The sequence below is a fragment of the Halonotius terrestris genome (assembly GCF_006861665.1).
Taxonomy (GTDB): Archaea; Halobacteriota; Halobacteria; order Halobacteriales; family Haloferacaceae; genus Halonotius; species Halonotius terrestris.
In genome coordinates, this window is sequence record NZ_RKLU01000002.1 from 329,927 (window position 1) to 346,784 (window position 16,858).

A 16,858-nucleotide genomic window follows, 5' to 3' on the forward strand; every position below is an offset into this window, starting at 1 on the left:
CGCTGCTGACAGTCAATAGCCCGTTTCGGAACGCTTTTGCGTTCCATGGCGGCATATGGCGGTATGTCAGATGCCGAAGCCGAACTCCGCGAGCAGTTCACCGAGGCGTTTTCGGGGGCCGACTACCCGATCACCGGGCAGATGGATATCGTTCCCGCCCTCCCCAACGGACCGGGGACGACGTTCACTATCGGCGACCGGGAGGTAACCGCGATGGAACTCGCCTCCGAACTGAGCGGTCATCAGGAGTTTCCCTACGAGGATGTCGAATCGCTCGTTGACGACGCGATCGCCGGCCTGAAAGCCGAGGGCGTCATCTAGCTGGCGAGAGGTTCTTTACGGCCCATCACGTACGGCCGCTGTGTCACTCGTGTTGGTGGGATCGCTGCCGATGTGGCTCGTTCTCGGCCTCGCACTCGGGGTCGCGGCCTCGGTTCTCGTCGCTGCTATCTTCTACGCGGGCGAGAAGCTGTTCCCGACGACCGAGCCGCCGCGCGACGGCCCCGACCGCGGCTCGCTTCGCCGACATGCCGAGATTCGCCAGTATCTTTCTGCGATCGGCGAGCCCTATATTGAGGAGTACGAACAGGCCGGCCTGACGATCGCGTTATACCTGCCCGACCGCGATGTCGCCATCACGTTCGACCCGCGAGTTCTCTTCGGTCTCGAAGATGCTGCCACCCATGTCATCCTCTGTGAGGACGAGATGCCCGCGGCCAACCTCGGGAAACGGCTCCCGTTTGAGGTCCCCGACGCGCCGCGACAACCCCCAAAAAGCAACGACCCCGTCACCGCCGCCTACGAGTATCTCGGCCTCACCAACGACGCCTCGGCGACGGAGATCCAGCAGGCCTACCGCACGCAGGTGAAGGAGGTCCATCCGGACCGCGGCGGCACCGACGAGGAGTTCAAGCAGCTACAGGAAGCCTACACGAAAGCGAAAAACGACGCCGACGGCACGGCGTAATCGCCATTGTTGCCACCGACACGGTTCTCACAGCGTCGTCACGTCGTAGTTGGTCTCGCCGTCACGCAGCGCGTCGGTCACGCGACCGACCGTGTCCGTTGAGGCGGCGACGACGACCGTCATTCCGACCGCGGCCGCCGCCGAGGCGACTTCGCCCGCGGCGACCGTGACCGCCGGCTCGTAGTCGGCTGCCCGCAGCGAGACCACGCCCTCGACATCGGCGGCGACACAGCGGTCGGCGGCGGCACAGAGTTCGGCCAGTCGGTCGATGTCGGCCTCGCGGCTGCCGCCGTTGCGAGCCGGCGGGACTTGCGCGACCGTGACCGTCCCGGTCGTCATGTCGATAACGCCCTCGAAGGAGGTGATGCTCACGTCAGTCCCCTCGTCGGCGTCGGTCGTCGCCACGCCGGTCGCCGGCCCTTCCTCGCCGGGTGTCGCGTGCAACAGTCCCTCTCGAACCGAGATCGTGACCTGCTCGCCGGCGTCGATATCGGCGGTGGCGATCGCGGTGTCCTCTTGGACGCTGCCCAGTACGTCGTCGGTGACGTGATCGGCGAACCGTTGGAGGGCGTTGGCCTCTTGGAAGAGCCAGTCGACGCCCTCTTTCGTGACGGCGTAGCGGGAGCGGCCCTCCTTGCGGACGAGACCGTCGTCGACGAGCTCCCGAATGTATTCGGAGACCGCTTGGCTGGTGACCCCAACCGAGTCGGCGATTTCGCCCTGGCTGACGGCGGGCTGGCGGTCGGCGATCTCCACGAGGACGCGGAGCCGCGTGGCAGTCCGCTTATCCGAGAGCGCGTCGCTCATACCCGAGACTTCCGGCGGCACGATAAAAAGCCCGACGGGTCGCTGACGGAGCGATTATCTCCCTTGACGCCAAGTGAGAAGTATGTCGGTTAGACCCGCGTCGGCTGCGGACCTTCGGTTTCACGACCGGGCGGTCTATCTCTCGGCGGCTGACGCGGTCGTTCTCGGGGACCTCCACATCGGCCGGGAGTCGTCATCGCGGGTCGCCGCCCCGATCAGCGACGCTGACGACATCGCTGGCCGTCTCAACGCGCTTTTGCAGGAATACGAGCCCGCAACGGTCGTGTTCGCCGGTGATTTGCTCCACAGCTTTGCCGAGTTGCCGATGACTGCCCGCCGAACTGTCGAACAATTGTGCGACGACTGCGCCGACGCGGATGCCGACGCCATTGCCGTCGCGGGCAATCACGACGATCGGCTGGCTGACTGCTGGCCGGGAACCGTCGAATCAGCCACGACGCTATCGGACGGCACGGTTGTTTGTCACGGCCACGAGAAACCCGACTCTCGCGGCGACCGGTACATTATCGGCCACGATCACCCGGCTCTCGCTATCGAGGGCGTGCGTCGGCCCTGCTACCTTTTCGGCGACGACCAGTACCGCGGCAGCGACCTGCTCGTGTTGCCGGCGTTCACCCACCTTGCTGGCGGCGTCGAAATCAATCGCCGGCAGGCGAGCGATCTACAGTCGCCGCTGGTGGCTGAGCTATCGACGATGCAGCCGGTCGTCTGGGACGACGACGGTGCCGAGGCGTTGTGGTTCCCACCGCTGGAATCGATCCGTCACCGACTCTGAGAATCGGGCCGACTCGACTGATGCAGCTCGCGTGACCGCTCAGTAGTCTTCAAGCACGGCCTCGGCCGCCTTGCGGCCGCTTTCCATCGCTCCCTGAATCGACGACCACTCGGTGTACTCGCCGGCGAGGTAGGTTCGTCGGCCGCCGTCTCGAACCGACGGCAGTGACTCGTGGACGCCCGGCGGCTGGGCGAATTGTGCGAACGGAATCCGGTCGGTCGCCAGCGGTTCGAGCCCGGCGAAGTTCCGGCGCGGGTACCACGATTCGAGTGCCGCCTTCGTTCGGTTGGCGAGCGTCTCGCTGTCGGTATCGAGGACGGCATCGCCGAGGAACGTCGCGTTCAGCAACAACCCGTCGTCGGGGGCGTACTCCGGGGCCACTTCCGACATCGGGACAACCGTATTCGGCTCGTCGCCGCCGGCGTTCAGCAAGATTCGTTTGCCAGTGTCGAGTGGGTTGGCGTCCGGCAGGCGGTAGTGCTGGGTCACGCAGCCGACGCCGTCGGTCGGGATCGCGTCGTTTTCGGTCAGCCGGGCGGCGGTTCGGGGGTTGGTGGCGACGACGACGGCGTCGACCGCGCGGCGGTCGCTGTCGGTGTCGACGACGGCGTGCCGCCGCTTCTGGATCAGTTCTCGCACCGCTTCGCCGGTTTCGATCGTCGCGCCGGCGTCCCGCGCTGTGTCGGCCAGTTGGCGCGTGATCGCGCCCATCCCCTCGGCGGGGATCGCGCTGTCGCCGTCGCTGAGGGCTTTGAACGTGTACTCGAAGACCCGTTTCGAGGTGCCAAGCGAGCGGTCGAGCGTGATTCCGCCGTAGAACGGCGCGACGAAGTTCGATAGGTACTGCTCAGAAAATCCCCAGTCGCGGAGATAGCTCCGGATCGTCGTATCTGAGCCAGTGAACAGCTCGCTGTAGGTGCGCGTTCCGAGGTGCTGTCTGAGTGCGAGCGTCCGCAGTTTGTCGGTGAACGTGACCTCGGGGTTGCGGAGGCTATCGAGGGCGGCAGCCGGATTGCCGAGCGGATCGGCGAGCGTGGATCGGCGGCCGGGCCGAGCGATGACTGCGCCCGGCTTGAATCGCCGGAGATCGAGCGCGTCGAGATCGAGTTCGCGCTGGACTGCCGGGTAGCCGGTGAACAGCACCTGAAACCCGCGGTCGAGCGTGTAGCCATGCTCGGGCCGCGAGCGGACACGGCCGCCGACCGACGCCCGCGACTCGTAAACGGTCACGTCCGCGCCACCGTCAGCGAGGTGTCGCGCCGCGACGAGGCCGGCCAGTCCGCCACCGATGACGACAATGGAACGACTCATAGGCTGGCTTCGGTCGGGAGCCACAAAGAACCAACTAGATCAGCCTTGCCCACTGACTCGCTCGATCCACTCCACGATCGGATCCAACACTGCTGCGTGGACCATCACGTCCAGATGCGAGAGCCCATCGAGGATCTGTAGGTCGCTCGTCTCGTCGTCTGCAAGTAATGTTTCGTATGCTTCGGGGACGAGAGCCTCGTCGTCGCTGCCGATCAGCGTCAGCGTCGGTTCGTCTATTTGTGTGATCGCCGTGTGTGAACCCGGCACGAGTGACGCGGCGAGGCGGTAGGTGTAGCTGAGGGTTTCGTCGCCGTACCGAGCCGATTGTGGCATATCGAAATCGACGACTTCCATCTGGTTGTACATCGTGAGGTTAAACGAGTTCAGGAGGTCGGCGAAAGTCATCCGGTCGCCGCTGTATTCTTCCCAGCCGCCGAAGCCAGGCCGTGTCGTCGGTGCCGACCGCCCGAGGTGAGGTGCGAGAAAGAGGAAGGCGTCCGCGAAACTCCGCCCGCTGGCACCGACTCGTGTGGCGAGGCCGCCGCCCGCACCGTGGCCGCCGACGATGATCGTCTCGAAAGCATCGATCGGTCGTGGGTCCTGGATCACGTTTTCCGTTTCGACGATTCGGGTGAGATCGTCTTCAGGCTGATAAATATACTCGAGATCGCCACGGTCGAGTGGATCCGGCCCATGGCCGCGGATATCCGGTGTGACGACGTGGGCGACACCCGTGTTTGCGATTGCTGATGCCAACGGATGCAGTGCCCGTCCGTCGAGGGTGGCGTTGTGGTGTAACACCAGCAGGGTGCTCGGCTCATCGTCGGCTCGGTACTCGCGGAACTCCGGTTTCGGCTCCCCACTGGTCGTGATCTGTGTGCTCGGGGCAGCCGACCAATCGATGTGATCGAGCGCGCTGAAATCCAGCGTTCCTTCCGGCGGTTCCTCGCCGAGACAGCCGGCGATACCGGTAGTGAGTGCAACCCCACCCAGACGCAAGGCCTGTCGCCGCGTTGGCGAACCGGTCATTGGCTAGAGGTAGCACGCAGCTCACATAATAGTTTGTCTCGTATTACTAAACCGACCAGTAGACGGGTCAGAAGCCGAGAAACCCGCGCCGACAGCAGTTGGGTCAGAGACGGGAAGGGCTTAGGCTGTCCGTTCACAACGCGTGGTATGGAACCGACGGCAGCGTTTCAGGGGCTTCGGTGTCCGGCGTGTGAGCGAATCCACGCCCTCACTAGTGACCACTCCTGTCCCGACTGCGGGGCTGCGTGTGAGGTCGCCTACGACTACGCGGCGGTTACGCCTGCGGAACTGTTCGATTTACCCGACGACACGGAGTCCGAAGTAGGCGCCGACGACCCGTCCGCACCGGGCCACTGGCGATTCGACGCCCTCTTGCCGTTCGCCGCCAGCGACGCGGTCACCGCTGGCGAAGGTGGAACTCCGTTGGTGGCGGCCGATCGACTGGCCGAGGAACTCGACGTTGCGGATGTCTACATCAAAGACGAGGGGCGGAACCCGACAGGCACGGTCTACGATCGCGGGATGAGCCTCGCGGTCACCGCGCTGGCAGCCGAAGACGATCCCGACGCGCTCGAACCGATCGCGTTGGCGACGACGGGTAACAGCGGCCAATCCGCCGCTGCCTACGTCGGTCGCCTCGGGCTCCGTTCCTACGCGTTCGTCCCCTCGCGGTCGGCGTTCTCGAACAAAGCGATGATCAACGTCCACGGCGGCGAGATGCGAGTCGTCGGTGGTCGGTACGCCGACGCTGTCGAGGCCGTCGACGAGCAGTTGGCGACCGACTACTACTCGCTGCAGGAGTTCACCACGCCGTACCGCCACGAGGGAGCGAAGACGCTGGCGTTCGAACTCTACGCTGACCTCGGCGAGATTCCCGACTACGTCTTCATCCCGACGAGCACCGGAGAGCTGATCGCTGGTGTCGCCAACGGATTCGAGGAACTAACTGAGATTGGGGCGACCGAGTCGACGCCGACAATCGTCGCCGTCCAGCCGACCAGTTGCGCGCCGATTGCGACGGCGCTCGAACGCGGCGAGTCAGCACCGGAGCCATGGGCCGTCCCGGACACGATCGTCGGCGAACTCGAAGTCCCCGACCCAGCCGGTGGTCCGCAGGCCGTCGACGCCCTCCAGCGACTCGACGGCGACGCGGTCACCGTTGACGACGCCGACATCCTCGATTCGGCCGTGACGGTCGCCCAGCAGGAAGTCATCGAGATGGGCGCGGCCGGCGGCGCGGCCCCGGCCGGTGCGTGGGCCTACGACGAGGACGGCGGCTTCGACAGCGACGAGACGGTCGTCCTGCTCAACACTGAGTCGGGTGCGAAAACGCCGGATATTCTCCGCAGCCACCTGATGGGTGGCGGCCGTTGAGCGAATGGCAGCGTCGCCGACGACCCACCCTCAGAACCCGAGCAGCGATTTCAGCGAGCGTGTCGAGACGCCGCACTCCTCGCGGTACTCACAGGTGTCGCATCGGCTGTCGTCAACGCGCGGTGGCGGCCCCTCCATTGATCGCACCGTTCGTAACACCTGTCGATAGGTCGCGGTACGTCGCGTCGTTAGCGGTACCTCGCGGACGACACCGACAGTCGGGTACTCGACGAGTGTGCGGGGAATCTCGCGTTCGCGCTCCCACGCTAACGCCTTGGCGGCGGCGACCGCCCGAACGGTTTGGGGTTCCCAGACGCCGGTTTCCGGCGGCTCGCCGGGCGAGATGATCGTCGGCGTCGGCGGGTCGCCAGCGAGCAGTTTGTGGAGGAGCCCGCGGCAGTCCTTGCCTTCGACGTAGTAGTCGGTTTCTGCGGGCGCACAGAGATCGTCCCACAACGGCCGGTCGGCCAGCGTGTCGAGCGCGTCGCGGTATGCATTCGGCGAACAATCGATCGGCAGCGACGTCAGCGTCGCGTCGTCGGCCGTTCGTAGTTCGTCGTACCGAAAGGCGAGAGCCTGCTTTGCGTCGGTCTCCGGTGGTGGCTCGCCGTCGTCGTGTTTCCGGGCGTAGTAGAGTTGGCGCGGACAATAGGCCGCGCGAGCCAGTTCGCTGAACGTCGGCATACGGGTCGCTGGTCATTGTTTCGTATTTCAACTCTCGGCTGCGGCGGCCAGCCGTCGCTCAGAAGGAAACGTCGGTTTCGATGTCCTCGGTCGCCTCTTTGAGGCCGTCCTCGCGGGTATCGGCGGCCAACTGGTCGGTCAACTCGGCGTCGGTCAGGAGTTCGGCGAACTCGTCGCGGAAGCGATTGTTGGCACGCGTCGACCGGCGGTCGGCGGCGGCGACTTCGCTGTACCGGCGAACGGTATCGAGATCGGCGTCAAGCCGGTCGGCACGTTCTTCCAGTGGTACCTCCTCAGCGAGCAACTGTCGAAGGTGATCGAACTCGAAGGGGGCATCGCGTTCCTGCTTGCGGACGAGATGGAGGTCAAGCCGGGCCGCTCGCACCGTTTCCGGCTCACAGTCGAGGGCGTCGGCGATGGTCTCGTCGTCCTCGTCGCCGTAGAATCCACGCAGCAGTCTGATGCGGCTGTCAGTGTCGAGGCCAGTCTCGAAGTCGTACCGCTCTCGCATTCGGTCGAGGAGGGTTGCCAGTCGGTCCGTGACATCGTCGGGAGTGTCCGTCAGCGAGCCCGGTGACTCGGCTTGGGTTTCGGTGACGGTATCCGACTCCGTCGCCTCCATGAAGATGTCTCGGAGCTCTTCGGTCTTCTCGTCCATGGACCGGATGTCTACGGATCACGACTGAAAAGCCTATCTCTGCGTCGTGGCTCGAACGCTCTGCCCCGGCGGCATGATTGCCGTGCGCGACTGTGACTACATCTCGTAAACCAATAGATTAAATGCAGTTGACGGTCGCGGATCTTCCATGGCAAGCAATCAGGTCGAGTCTATCGATCTCGTCGACGGTCAGACAGTCAGGCAGTTGAGTGCGGCCGTGATGTTCGCCGCGCTGACCGCGGTGCTCGCACAGTTCTCGATCGATCTCCCCGGCGGCGTCCCCTTCTCCTTCCAGCCGTTCGCCGTCTTCTTCGCCGGCCTCGTGCTCGGCCCGGTGTGGGGTGGGTTTTCGCTCACGCTGTACTTCCTCGTCGGGCTGGCGGGCGCGCCGGTGTTCTCGAACGCCGGAGCCGGCGTCGGCTACGTACTCGGACCGACCGGCGGCTTCCTCATCGGCTTCGTCGTCGCCGCCGCGCTCATCGGTTTCGTTGCCCACCGCTCGCTTTCGCCCGGCCCGATTGAAGAACTCTCACCGATTTCGGCCGCCGTGGCACTGCTGGCCGGCCTCGCCGTCATCTATCTGGCCGGGGTCCCGTGGCTGGCGTCGGTGAACGGCCTTCCGCTCACGCGGGCCGCTTCGATCATGGCCCCGTTCGTCGTTGGCGACCTGATCAAAATCGGGCTCACAGTTGGGATCGTCGCCGGCGGTAACGAACTGTTGGCCGACTGGCGATGATCGCCGTCGAGAACCTGACACACACCTTTGGCGACACGACCGCCGTCGACGACGTATCGCTCGAAATTCCGGACGGCGAGTGGGTCGTCCTCGCGGGCCCGAACGGCAGCGGCAAAACCACGCTCGTCCGGCATTTCAACGCCCTGCTCGAACCGGACGCCGGCGAGGTTCGAGTCAACGGTACGTCGGCGACCGCTCAGCCGGTGGCCGCCCGCACCAACGTCGGCATGGTGTTTCAGTCGCCGCGCGACCAGTTCGTCGGCGCGACGATCGGCGCGGACGTAGCCTTCGGGCCGGAAAACCTCGGTCTTGATCACGACGAAATCGACCGCCGCGTCGCCGGCGCCCTCGCGGCGGTGAATCTCGACGGTCGCCGCGAGGAGCGGATCGACTCGCTGTCGGGCGGCGAGCAGGCCCGCGTTGCCATCGCCGGAGCGTTGGCGATGGAGCCGGATCACCTCGTGCTCGACGAACCGTTTACCGGCCTCGACTGGCCGGCCCAGCAGTCGGTGCTGGCGCGACTCGATGACCGATACGCCGAGGGGATGGGAATTATCGTCGTCACGCACGACCTTCGGGACCTCCTCTCGCGGGCCGACCGTATCGTCGGGCTGCAGGGTGGTTCGATCCGCTTCGATCTGCCGCCCGCAGCGGCCCGTGAGCGACTGAGCGAGATCGACGTGCGGACGCCCAGCTGAGTCCATGCTCACCTATACGCCCGGCTCGACGATCGTCCACCGGCTCGATCCGCGGACGAAACTGGCCTTTCAGTTCGCCTTCGCACTCGTCGCGTTTGGGACGCTGACGCTCCCGCGGCTGGTCGGGCTGTTCGTCATCGGGCTGGGCTGTCTGCATCTCGCCGACCTGTCGATCCGGGCAGTGCTGCGAGCCTACTGGTTCGTCCTCGTCGTGTTAGCCCTCGGGCCGCTGATCGCGGCGATCACGCTCGGCCCGCCGTGGCTCCGGCTTGATCCCGCCGTGGTGTCGTTGCGATCGGTCGCGCGGATCGTGCCGATCCTCTTCGTGAGCGCGGCCTACATCCACGCCACGCCGATCCGCGAGACGCGGGCGGCGATCCAGCGAACGCTGCCGGGACGTGTCGGTCAACTGCTCGGCGTCGGCGTCGCGCTCACGTTTCGGTACGTGCCCGTCATCCGGGCTGATCTCCGACGGGTCCGCGATGCGATCCGTGCTCGCAACGGCGATACTCGATCGCTCCGGGAACGCAGCCAGCGGCTGACAGTGTTGATGGTCGTCCGCGCGCTTCGACGCTCGGACCAGCTCGCCGTCGCCTTGCAGGCTCGCTGTTTTGCGTGGAATCCGACGCTGCCGCGGCTTCGGTTCAGTCGAATTGACCTGCCAGTTTGGGGACTATCGATCGGTTTTGTAGCGTTCGCCGCTATCGATCTGCTCGGATTCTAAAATAAAAAGCGGTGTCGCTGGCGACTCGTTACTTCCGACTCCCATCGACATCGATCGCATCGACCGGACAGATATCGACACAGAGCATACAGTCGATACACTGATCTTCGTGTGTGGGTTCGACTTTCTCCTCGCTGGCGGGGTGGCCAGGGGTATCGACCCAGGTGAACACGTCGACCGGGCAGTTTTCGAGACAGGCCCCGTCGGCGATACAGATGTCGTAGTCGACGGCGACGTGGGTGCCGTGGATGCCCAGCTGCTCGGGCTCGTCGACGGGGCCCCAGACGGTCACCCCGTTTTCCTCGCCGACGGGCTCGCGGTTCTGATCGAAGTTCGGGTCGATAGCCATTGGCGAAACTCAGGGAGTCAGTAACTTAAACGCGCCGTCAGGCCGAGGCCTCCGGCTGGGACTCGGCTCCCCGCTCGTCTCTTTGCTCGGCAGCTTGCTGGCGGACATACTGTGTAAAATTCCCGAACAGCTGTTTGGCCTCACAGGCAGCCGCGAAGCGTTCGGGCGTGATGTCCGCCAACACCGCGTTAACGCCGTCGTCACCGACCTGCTCGCGTTTGTCATTGGCGATATCTCGGGCCGTCTCCATGTCGTACTCGGGGTGGAACTGGACGCCCCAGCAGTCGCCTTTCTGGAAGGCGTGGACGCCGTACTCGTTTTCAGCCAGCAGTTCCGCACCCGGCGGGAGTTCGACGACGCTGTCGCCGTGGCTGGTGAAAACGGTGAACTGCTCGTTGATGCCCTCGAATAGCGGGTCGTCGCCGACGCGGTCGATCTCGCTGTAACCCAACTCGAAGTCATCCATCCCGGCGACCTGCCCACCGAGGGCTTCGGCGACGACTTGGTGGCCGTAACAGACGCCCAGCACCGGAAGGCCGGCGTCGGCCGCGTCAGCGACGAACTCGACCAGCGGATCGATCCACGGCTCGTCCCAGTACACCGAGGCGCGGGAGCCGGTGACGACGACCGCATCGAACCCGTCGGTCGATCGCGGGAACTCGCCGTTGTTCACATCGAACTCGACGAGGTCGGCGTCGAGTTCGCGTCTGAAGTTTCGCGTCGTGTTCTCGTTGCCGTGGGCCGCCTGCAAGAGGGCGAATCGCAGCCGTTTCATTACCAATTCCTTAGGTGGCGACGGGTGAAGTCCCTTTCGTCGCCAGTCGGTGCTGCCGGTCTCTGCGTCAGCTGTAGCCGTCTGGTCGGCCACCCGATCTCTCAGCCGTCCGATTCGAGAAAGCCCACGATCGCGTCGTTGAGCACGGCCGACCGCTCGACAGTCACGAGATGGCCGGCCTCGGCGAACGCTCGGTACTCACCGTTTGGCAGCCCCTCGGCCAATTGTCGACTCGATTCCGGATCGACGACTGAATCCGCGCCGCCGGCAACAACCAACGTCGGCAGCGTGATCTCGTACAGCGGTTCGGGATCGAAGTCGTCGAGGGCAGCCAGTTGCGCTTCGCGTGCGGCCGGCGACGCGTCCTCCTCGGCCCGCCACTCGACGATCTGTTCGATGGGGTCGTCGTTGCTGGCGACGAACGCTTCAGATAGCAGCGACGTTGTCGATGCGCGAAGAGCCGAGCTATCGGCGGGATCGGCCGCGAGATCGCTTGCATCTAATGCCGCGCCGCTGGCTGGTGTTCCGAGCAGCGTCAGGCTCCGAACCCGATTGGTCCGCCGAGCGGCCGCCAGCGCGACACAGCCGCCGAGCCCGCAGCCGACGACGTGGGCTTTTCTGATGTTGCAATCGGCGAGAACAGCCTCGAAATCGGCAACGAGGTCACCCATCGAATAGGGTCCGTCAGGCGCGTCCGATCGTCCGGCACCGCGGGTGTCGATGACGACCGCCCGGAACGGGCCGGCGACCGCGCCGTACTGCCAGCCCCACTGCCACGCGCCGAACCCCGCCTCGCCGAGAAAGACGACCGTCGGCGCGTCGGGGTTCTCGCCGGCCTGCGTGTAGTGGATCGTACAGCCATCGGACTCGACATCGGGCATACTGAGAGCGAGGGGCAGCCAGCTACGAAAAGCACGCGACTCCCGTCTGAGGGTGTGTGAAACCACACCACGGATCGCCTGTGAGCGAACGTTTAATCCCCGTCTATCGCCTACAAAAGAGCATAGATGGATCCGTTTGCGGTGCTCGGTGTCGACCGCGATGCCGACGACGAGACAATCAAGCGGGCCTACCGCCGTCGGGCGAAGGAAACCCACCCCGACCGCGGCGGCACCGACGCCGAATTCAAACGGGTCAAAGACGCCTACGAGACGATCCAAGCGGGCGAGGTCGACGACGACACCGAGGCGTTCGTCGACGACCTCGGCTCGACAACTGGCGACCCGGCCACCCCACCCGAGCCGGAGCCCTCGACCGAGGTCACGTATCTCAACTACGAGGTGCTGTCGGACCGCGGCTGGTCGCTCGATGACGACGACCTCTTCGAGAAGGCCGCGGCCGCCGACCTCGACGACGCCGATTACGGGCAGTTCGAAGTCGAAGGCGACCGGAGCTTGCTCGAAGCCGCCGAAGACAGCGGCCACGCGTGGCCCTTCGCCTGCCGCGGCGGCGCGTGTGCGAACTGCGCGGTCGCCGTCACCGACGGCGAACTCTCCCAACTCGTCGACCACATTCTGCCTGACGAACTCACTGACGAGGGAATCCGGCTCTCCTGTAACGGCAAACCGCTAACCGATACACTCGAAGTCGTCTATAATCTCGAACAGCGCGAGGACCTTGCCGATCTCAAACTCCCGGCCGACCGGTTCAACAAGGCCCGCGCCGACGACTGATCGGCGGTTAGTCGTTGCTCGCGGTCTCGTCGCTACGAGTGTTCGCCGGCATTAGCCCTGTAAGGTTCGTTACCACCATAAGTAACAGAGAGAACACGCCGGTTAGCAAGCCCACGAGCAACGCTTCTTGGGGCTGTGACACTGGCAGGGTCATGACAAGAAGGGCGGCGATAAGTCCCGCTAAGCCACCGAAGAGTCCCGACCACCGGGCGTTCGCAACCTGAACCAACTCAATGAGCTGCATGGAATCACCTCAGGCGTTCAACACGCCGCGCAGGATTTCCGGCGCGTCATCGAGTGCGTCGTCGAGCGCGTCAACATCCGGGCCGCCACCCTGTGCGAAATCCGGCGGGCCGCCACCGCCGCCGCCGACCCGGCCCGCGAGTTCGCCGACGACCTCGCCGGCGTTGATTCCGGCGTCATCGGGGACGCCGACGACGAACTGCGCGCTGCCGCCCGTGCCGCTGCCGAGGACGGCAATCGAGCCCTCCTCGACGAGGGCGTTGGCGGTCGCCCGGAGTTCGTCAACGTCGCTGTCGAGTCGTTGGACGACGACGGACTGGCCGTCGATTTCGACCTCGTCGGCTCCGGCGGTCGCCCGCACCTCCGCGAGTTCGTCTTTGAGCCNGTCGAGNNNCTTNCCGCGNTCCTTCCACTCGGTGAAGAACCGNTCGGCNGTNTCNGGNACNNCNTCNGGNTNGACGTCNAGCACGTCNGCGGCGTCGTANAGNGCGTCCTCNGTNCGCTGTGTCGCNTCGANNGCGGCCTCGCCGGCGGCGAAGACGATCCGCTCGACGCCGTCTTGGACCGGCTCCGTCGAGAGCACCTTGATCGTCCCGATAGCACCGGTTCGGTCAACGTGGGTGCCACCACAGGCTTGGGTGTCCTCGCCGACGTGAATCAGTCGAATATGGGTTCCCGGCGGAATCCCACCCTGATAGAGGTCGAACCCGTGTTCGGCTTCGGCGTCGTTGCGATGGGGCCACTCCTGTGTGACCGCGTAGTTCTCCCGAACGAGTTCGTTGGCGACACGTTCGATCTCCCTGACTTCCTCGCGCGTNANCCGNTCGTAGTGNNNCACGTCGAGCCGNGAGGAGTCGGTTCCCTTCTGGGCGCCGGCCTGCCGGACGTGTTCGCCGAGCACCTGCCGGGCCGCGTGGCCGATGATGTGGGTCGCCGTGTGGTGTTCCATCAGCCGCCGGCGCCGCCCCCCGTCGANCTGNCCNCGGACGAACTCGCCCTTNNCGGGNTCCCGATCGGTGCGATGGAGGATCACGCCGTCGACGATCTGCACGTCGCNCACCTCTGCGGTNGNNTCGTCGNTGGCGAGNGTNCCNNNGTCGGCNGGCTGGCCACCCCCCTCGGGGTAGAACATCGTCTGGTCGAGCACGATGTCGTACCCNTCCTCGNNGTCGAGGACGTCGAGGACGACNGCCTCGAACTCCNTNCGGTCNNGGTNGTCGTAGTAGAGTTGGTCAGTCTCGGGGAGGTCTTCGAGTCGGTCGTCCCGCTCGCCGCCTTCGCCGGCGTCGTCAGCGTCGTCGTGGCGGGCGGCGACCAGCGAGTAGAAGTCGTCGGGCACCTCAACGGTCGCGCCGTGGTCGTCGGCGATTTCGGCGACCATATCCGGCTGAATGCCGTGGGAATCGTAGAGTTCGATCAACTGCTCGACCGGGATCGGCTCGTCGCTGTCGGCGTACTCCGCGGCGAGTTGCTCGATTTTTCTGGACCCTCGNTCNAGCGTTTCNCGGTANTTNNCGNCCTCGGTGCGGACGATGTCGCGGATCGTGTCGCGGTTCTCGTAGCCGAGCCGCTCGGCCTGCATGTCGACGAGTTCGTCCAGCGGGGCGTCGACGCCGACGNNGTCGACGAGNCGNTTNGTCCGNCGNAGNACCATCCGCGCNAAGTAGCCCGTCGAGACGTTCGAGGGCACAATCCCGTCGCCGAACATGTAGGCCAGTGCGCGACAGTGATCGGCAATCGCGTAGATATCCTCCAGCGGCTCCATCAGCGCGGCCAATTCGTCGGCCGACACGTCGAGTCGGTCGGCGATTTCACCGCGAGCGGTTTCCATATCGTCGGCCTCGTCGATATCCATCCGGCCGGCGAGTTCGGCGGTGCGCTGGATCAACTCCGCCTCCTCGTCGGTGTGGTCGATNNCGGCGTTNNCNTTCANGAACNCGATNNCGTCCGGGTAGATCGCCTCGTACACCGTCGGCGTCCCCTGGCTCATCCACGTCCACCGCTCGAGGCCGTACCCCGTGTCGACGATGTACGTGTCCATCTCGGAGTACGTGTTGCCGTCCTTCANNTCGTACTCGCCNTCGGGGTCCTGCTCCATGCACATGAAGACCAGCGTCGCCAACTCAGCACCTTTGTAGATGACCTCAATAGCGGGTCCGGCGTTGCCGCCGCCGACCCACGGATCCTCGATGTACGTGATTTCGTTGAGATCGGCACCCAGCGATTCAAACAGGCCGTCGCAGAATTCGACGGTTTCGTCCTTCCAGTANACNTCNCCNNNGTAGGCGTANTCNTNNNCGNCNTCCTCTTTCGCGTTGAACGCGTGGTGGGCCATCATCTCGAACGCCATCGTGTGTCGGCCCGTCTTCCCGACGTTGTCGATGTCCTGCATCCGGATACACGGCTGGGAGATGGTGAGCGGGTTCGCCGGCGGCGGCGTCTTCCCGCTCGTGACGAGCGGCTGGAAGTCGTAGATGGACGCCTGCGTCAGGAGCACGTCGTCGCGCCAGCGGTTCGCCGCGACGGGGTACGGCTCGATGCGCTCGTGGTCGCGCTCCTCGAAGAAGGAGAGGAACGCCTCNCGCATCTCNTCNANNGTNTACGNCTCGTCGAAGCTTTCCTCACCGATGAACCGATAATCCTCACACGGCGGCTCGCCGCACAGCTCGCGGTCGTGATCGCGTGTCCAGAAGAACGCCCCACATGAAGAACACTCCCGCCGAACGAAGTCCTCCTCCTCGAAGTAGTCGAGCCGATACTCCTGTTCAAGCTCACTCATTACCCCTGTGTTGGCCCACGACGCGCTAAAAGCGTTCCGACGACGACTCACCTCGGCGCTGTCTAGCGGTTTTCTGACACCTCCACGCGCTTGGTGAATCAGGACTACTTTTGCATGTTGCACGCACAACACTACGCATGGATCCGCGCATCCGCGAACACGCCACCACGATCGTCGACCACTCGGTCGACCTGCAGGCCGGCGACCGCGTCGTCATTCAACTGCCGCCGGAGGCCGAAGATCTCGCCGTCGCCCTCTATGAGATCTGTGGCGACCGCGGGGCGATCCCGGTGTGGCTCACCCATTCCGACCGTGCCTCTCGCGCGTACCTCCGGGCTGCTGGCGAGGACTACGAGACGCCCAACCACCAGTTGGCGTTCTATGAGGAAACGGACGCCTTCATCATCGCCCGCGGCGGCGCGAACGTCACCGAAACGAGCGACGTGCCGCCCGCGAACAACGCGGCGTTCAAGCGGGCGTTCAAACCCGTGCAGGAGGAACGGCTCTCGAAACGCTGGTGTCTCACCCAATACCCGACCAGCGGCCACGCCCAACTCGCCGGGATGAGCACCGAAGCCTACGAGGATTTCGTCTGGGATGCCGTCAGCCTCGATTGGGACGCCCAACGCGAATTTCAGGCCCAGATGGACGAACGACTTGAGGACGCCGACGAAGTCCGCATCGTCGCTGGCGACGAAACCGATCTCACGCTCTCAGTCGCCGGCAACCACGCGCTCAACGACTACGGCGAGANGAACCTCCCCGGCGGCGAGGTCTTCACCGCGCCAGTCCCCGACAGCGTCGATGGCGAGGTCCACTTCGACATGCCGCTGTACCGACAGGGTCGTGAGATCCGTGACGTGCGGCTCACCTTCGAAGATGGCGAGGTCGTCGCCCACAGCGCGGGCCGCAACGAAGAACTGTTGACCGAAATCCTCGAAACCGACGACGGGGCGAGCCGANTNGGNGANCTCGGCATCGGGATGAACCGCGNNATNGACCNGTTCACCTACAATATGNTGTTCGACGANAAGATGGGCGANACNGTCCANCTCGCGGTCGGCCGCGCGTACGCCGACACGGTCGGCGAGGGCAACGAGCGCAACGACTCAGCCGTTCACGTCGACATGATCGTCGACATGAGCGAGGACTCGTTCATCGAACTCGACGGCGAGGTCGTCCAGCGGNACGGNACGTTCNNCTTCGAGGACGGCTTCGACGACGCCTGAAAGAAAGTTTTCAGAAACAGCAACTG

At 64.9% G+C, this 16,858-nt stretch carries 18 protein-coding genes and 1 pseudogene; 9 read left to right on the plus strand and 10 right to left on the minus strand.

Annotation, left to right across the window (positions count from 1 at the left end; genetic code table 11):
* The first annotated feature begins 63 nt into the window (after positions 1–63).
* Both EGH24_RS05275 and EGH24_RS05280 read left to right on the plus strand, forming a co-directional pair.
* Complete coding sequence (locus EGH24_RS05275) at positions 64–321, plus strand: MTH865 family protein (protein ID WP_142979117.1); 258 nt, start codon at positions 64–66, stop codon at positions 319–321.
* A gap of 40 nt (positions 322–361) precedes the next feature.
* Positions 362–967 (plus strand): J domain-containing protein, encoded by a 606-nt coding sequence (locus EGH24_RS05280; protein ID WP_246057896.1) that lies wholly within the window; start codon positions 362–364, stop codon positions 965–967.
* A gap of 27 nt (positions 968–994) precedes the next feature.
* Here the strand turns inward: EGH24_RS05280 and EGH24_RS05285 are convergent, their stop codons facing one another.
* Positions 995–1,774: a DUF7839 domain-containing protein gene (locus EGH24_RS05285; RefSeq protein ID WP_142979118.1), complete on the minus strand. Its 780-nt coding sequence runs from the start codon at positions 1,772–1,774 to the stop codon at positions 995–997.
* A gap of 82 nt (positions 1,775–1,856) precedes the next feature.
* Here EGH24_RS05285 and EGH24_RS05290 point away from each other — a divergent pair, with 82 nt between their 5' ends.
* On the plus strand, positions 1,857–2,570 hold the full coding sequence (locus EGH24_RS05290) for a metallophosphoesterase (protein ID WP_142979119.1): 714 nt from the start codon (positions 1,857–1,859) through the stop codon (positions 2,568–2,570).
* Positions 2,571–2,609: 39 nt separating this feature from the next.
* Here the strand turns inward: EGH24_RS05290 and EGH24_RS05295 are convergent, their stop codons facing one another.
* Both EGH24_RS05295 and EGH24_RS05300 read right to left on the minus strand, forming a co-directional pair.
* Positions 2,610–3,881 carry an NAD(P)/FAD-dependent oxidoreductase gene (locus EGH24_RS05295; protein WP_142979120.1) on the minus strand — a complete coding sequence of 424 codons (1,272 nt, stop codon included), beginning with the start codon at positions 3,879–3,881 and terminating at the stop codon, positions 2,610–2,612.
* 39 nt (positions 3,882–3,920) lie between these two features.
* A complete protein-coding gene (locus tag EGH24_RS05300) occupies positions 3,921–4,910 on the minus strand; it encodes an alpha/beta fold hydrolase (RefSeq protein WP_142979121.1) in 990 nt (329 codons plus the stop codon).
* Between the two features lie 147 nt (positions 4,911–5,057).
* On the opposite strand from EGH24_RS05300, the gene EGH24_RS05305 reads away from it, so the two are divergent.
* Complete coding sequence (locus EGH24_RS05305) at positions 5,058–6,284, plus strand: threonine synthase (protein WP_142979122.1); 1,227 nt, start codon at positions 5,058–5,060, stop codon at positions 6,282–6,284.
* 30 nt (positions 6,285–6,314) lie between these two features.
* On the opposite strand, the gene EGH24_RS05310 is transcribed toward EGH24_RS05305, so the two are convergent.
* Both EGH24_RS05310 and EGH24_RS05315 read right to left on the minus strand, forming a co-directional pair.
* Positions 6,315–6,968, minus strand: a complete 654-nt coding sequence (locus tag EGH24_RS05310) for a CRISPR-associated protein Cas4 (protein ID WP_142979123.1) — start codon at positions 6,966–6,968, stop codon at positions 6,315–6,317.
* 58 nt (positions 6,969–7,026) lie between these two features.
* Entirely contained in the window at positions 7,027–7,626 is a 600-nt protein-coding gene (locus EGH24_RS05315; protein ID WP_142979124.1) for a conditioned medium-induced protein 4, read from the minus strand.
* A 148-nt stretch (positions 7,627–7,774) separates the two neighbouring features.
* Here EGH24_RS05315 and EGH24_RS05320 point away from each other — a divergent pair, with 148 nt between their 5' ends.
* From EGH24_RS05320 to EGH24_RS05330, 3 genes are read left to right on the plus strand one after another with little or no spacing between them, the layout of a single operon-like run.
* Positions 7,775–8,362, plus strand: coding sequence for a biotin transporter BioY (locus tag EGH24_RS05320; RefSeq protein WP_142979125.1), 588 nt, complete (start codon positions 7,775–7,777; stop codon positions 8,360–8,362).
* The gene (locus EGH24_RS05325) at positions 8,359–9,060 is read left to right on the plus strand and encodes an energy-coupling factor ABC transporter ATP-binding protein (RefSeq protein WP_142979126.1); all 702 of its coding nucleotides are present in this window, start codon (positions 8,359–8,361) and stop codon (positions 9,058–9,060) included. Before EGH24_RS05320 ends, EGH24_RS05325 begins: the two co-directional genes overlap by 4 nt.
* 4 nt (positions 9,061–9,064) lie before the next feature.
* Complete coding sequence (locus tag EGH24_RS05330) at positions 9,065–9,784, plus strand: energy-coupling factor transporter transmembrane component T family protein (RefSeq protein ID WP_142979127.1); 720 nt, start codon at positions 9,065–9,067, stop codon at positions 9,782–9,784.
* Between the two features lie 28 nt (positions 9,785–9,812).
* Here EGH24_RS05330 and EGH24_RS05335 read toward each other — a convergent pair whose 3' ends face one another.
* From EGH24_RS05335 to EGH24_RS05345, 3 genes are all read right to left on the minus strand, one after another.
* Positions 9,813–10,133: a 4Fe-4S dicluster domain-containing protein gene (locus EGH24_RS05335; RefSeq protein WP_142979128.1), complete on the minus strand. Its 321-nt coding sequence runs from the start codon at positions 10,131–10,133 to the stop codon at positions 9,813–9,815.
* Positions 10,134–10,170: 37 nt separating this feature from the next.
* Positions 10,171–10,908: a type 1 glutamine amidotransferase gene (locus EGH24_RS05340; protein ID WP_142979129.1), complete on the minus strand. Its 738-nt coding sequence runs from the start codon at positions 10,906–10,908 to the stop codon at positions 10,171–10,173.
* A gap of 101 nt (positions 10,909–11,009) precedes the next feature.
* The gene (locus EGH24_RS05345) at positions 11,010–11,789 is read right to left on the minus strand and encodes an alpha/beta fold hydrolase (RefSeq protein ID WP_142979130.1); all 780 of its coding nucleotides are present in this window, start codon (positions 11,787–11,789) and stop codon (positions 11,010–11,012) included.
* A 126-nt stretch (positions 11,790–11,915) separates the two neighbouring features.
* Between EGH24_RS05345 and fer the strand changes: the two genes are divergently transcribed.
* Positions 11,916–12,581: a ferredoxin Fer gene (fer, locus tag EGH24_RS05350; RefSeq protein ID WP_142979131.1), complete on the plus strand. Its 666-nt coding sequence runs from the start codon at positions 11,916–11,918 to the stop codon at positions 12,579–12,581.
* Between the two features lie 7 nt (positions 12,582–12,588).
* Here the strand turns inward: fer and EGH24_RS05355 are convergent, their stop codons facing one another.
* Positions 12,589–12,825 (minus strand): hypothetical protein, encoded by a 237-nt coding sequence (locus tag EGH24_RS05355; protein WP_142979132.1) that lies wholly within the window; start codon positions 12,823–12,825, stop codon positions 12,589–12,591.
* Positions 12,826–12,834: 9 nt separating this feature from the next.
* Positions 12,835–15,603, minus strand: a pseudogene (gene alaS / locus EGH24_RS05360) (alanine--tRNA ligase).
* Between the two features lie 137 nt (positions 15,604–15,740).
* On the opposite strand from alaS, the gene EGH24_RS05365 reads away from it, so the two are divergent.
* Positions 15,741–16,832 (plus strand): aminopeptidase, encoded by a 1,092-nt coding sequence (locus tag EGH24_RS05365; RefSeq protein WP_142979133.1) that lies wholly within the window; start codon positions 15,741–15,743, stop codon positions 16,830–16,832.
* Positions 16,833–16,858 lie beyond the last annotated feature (26 nt).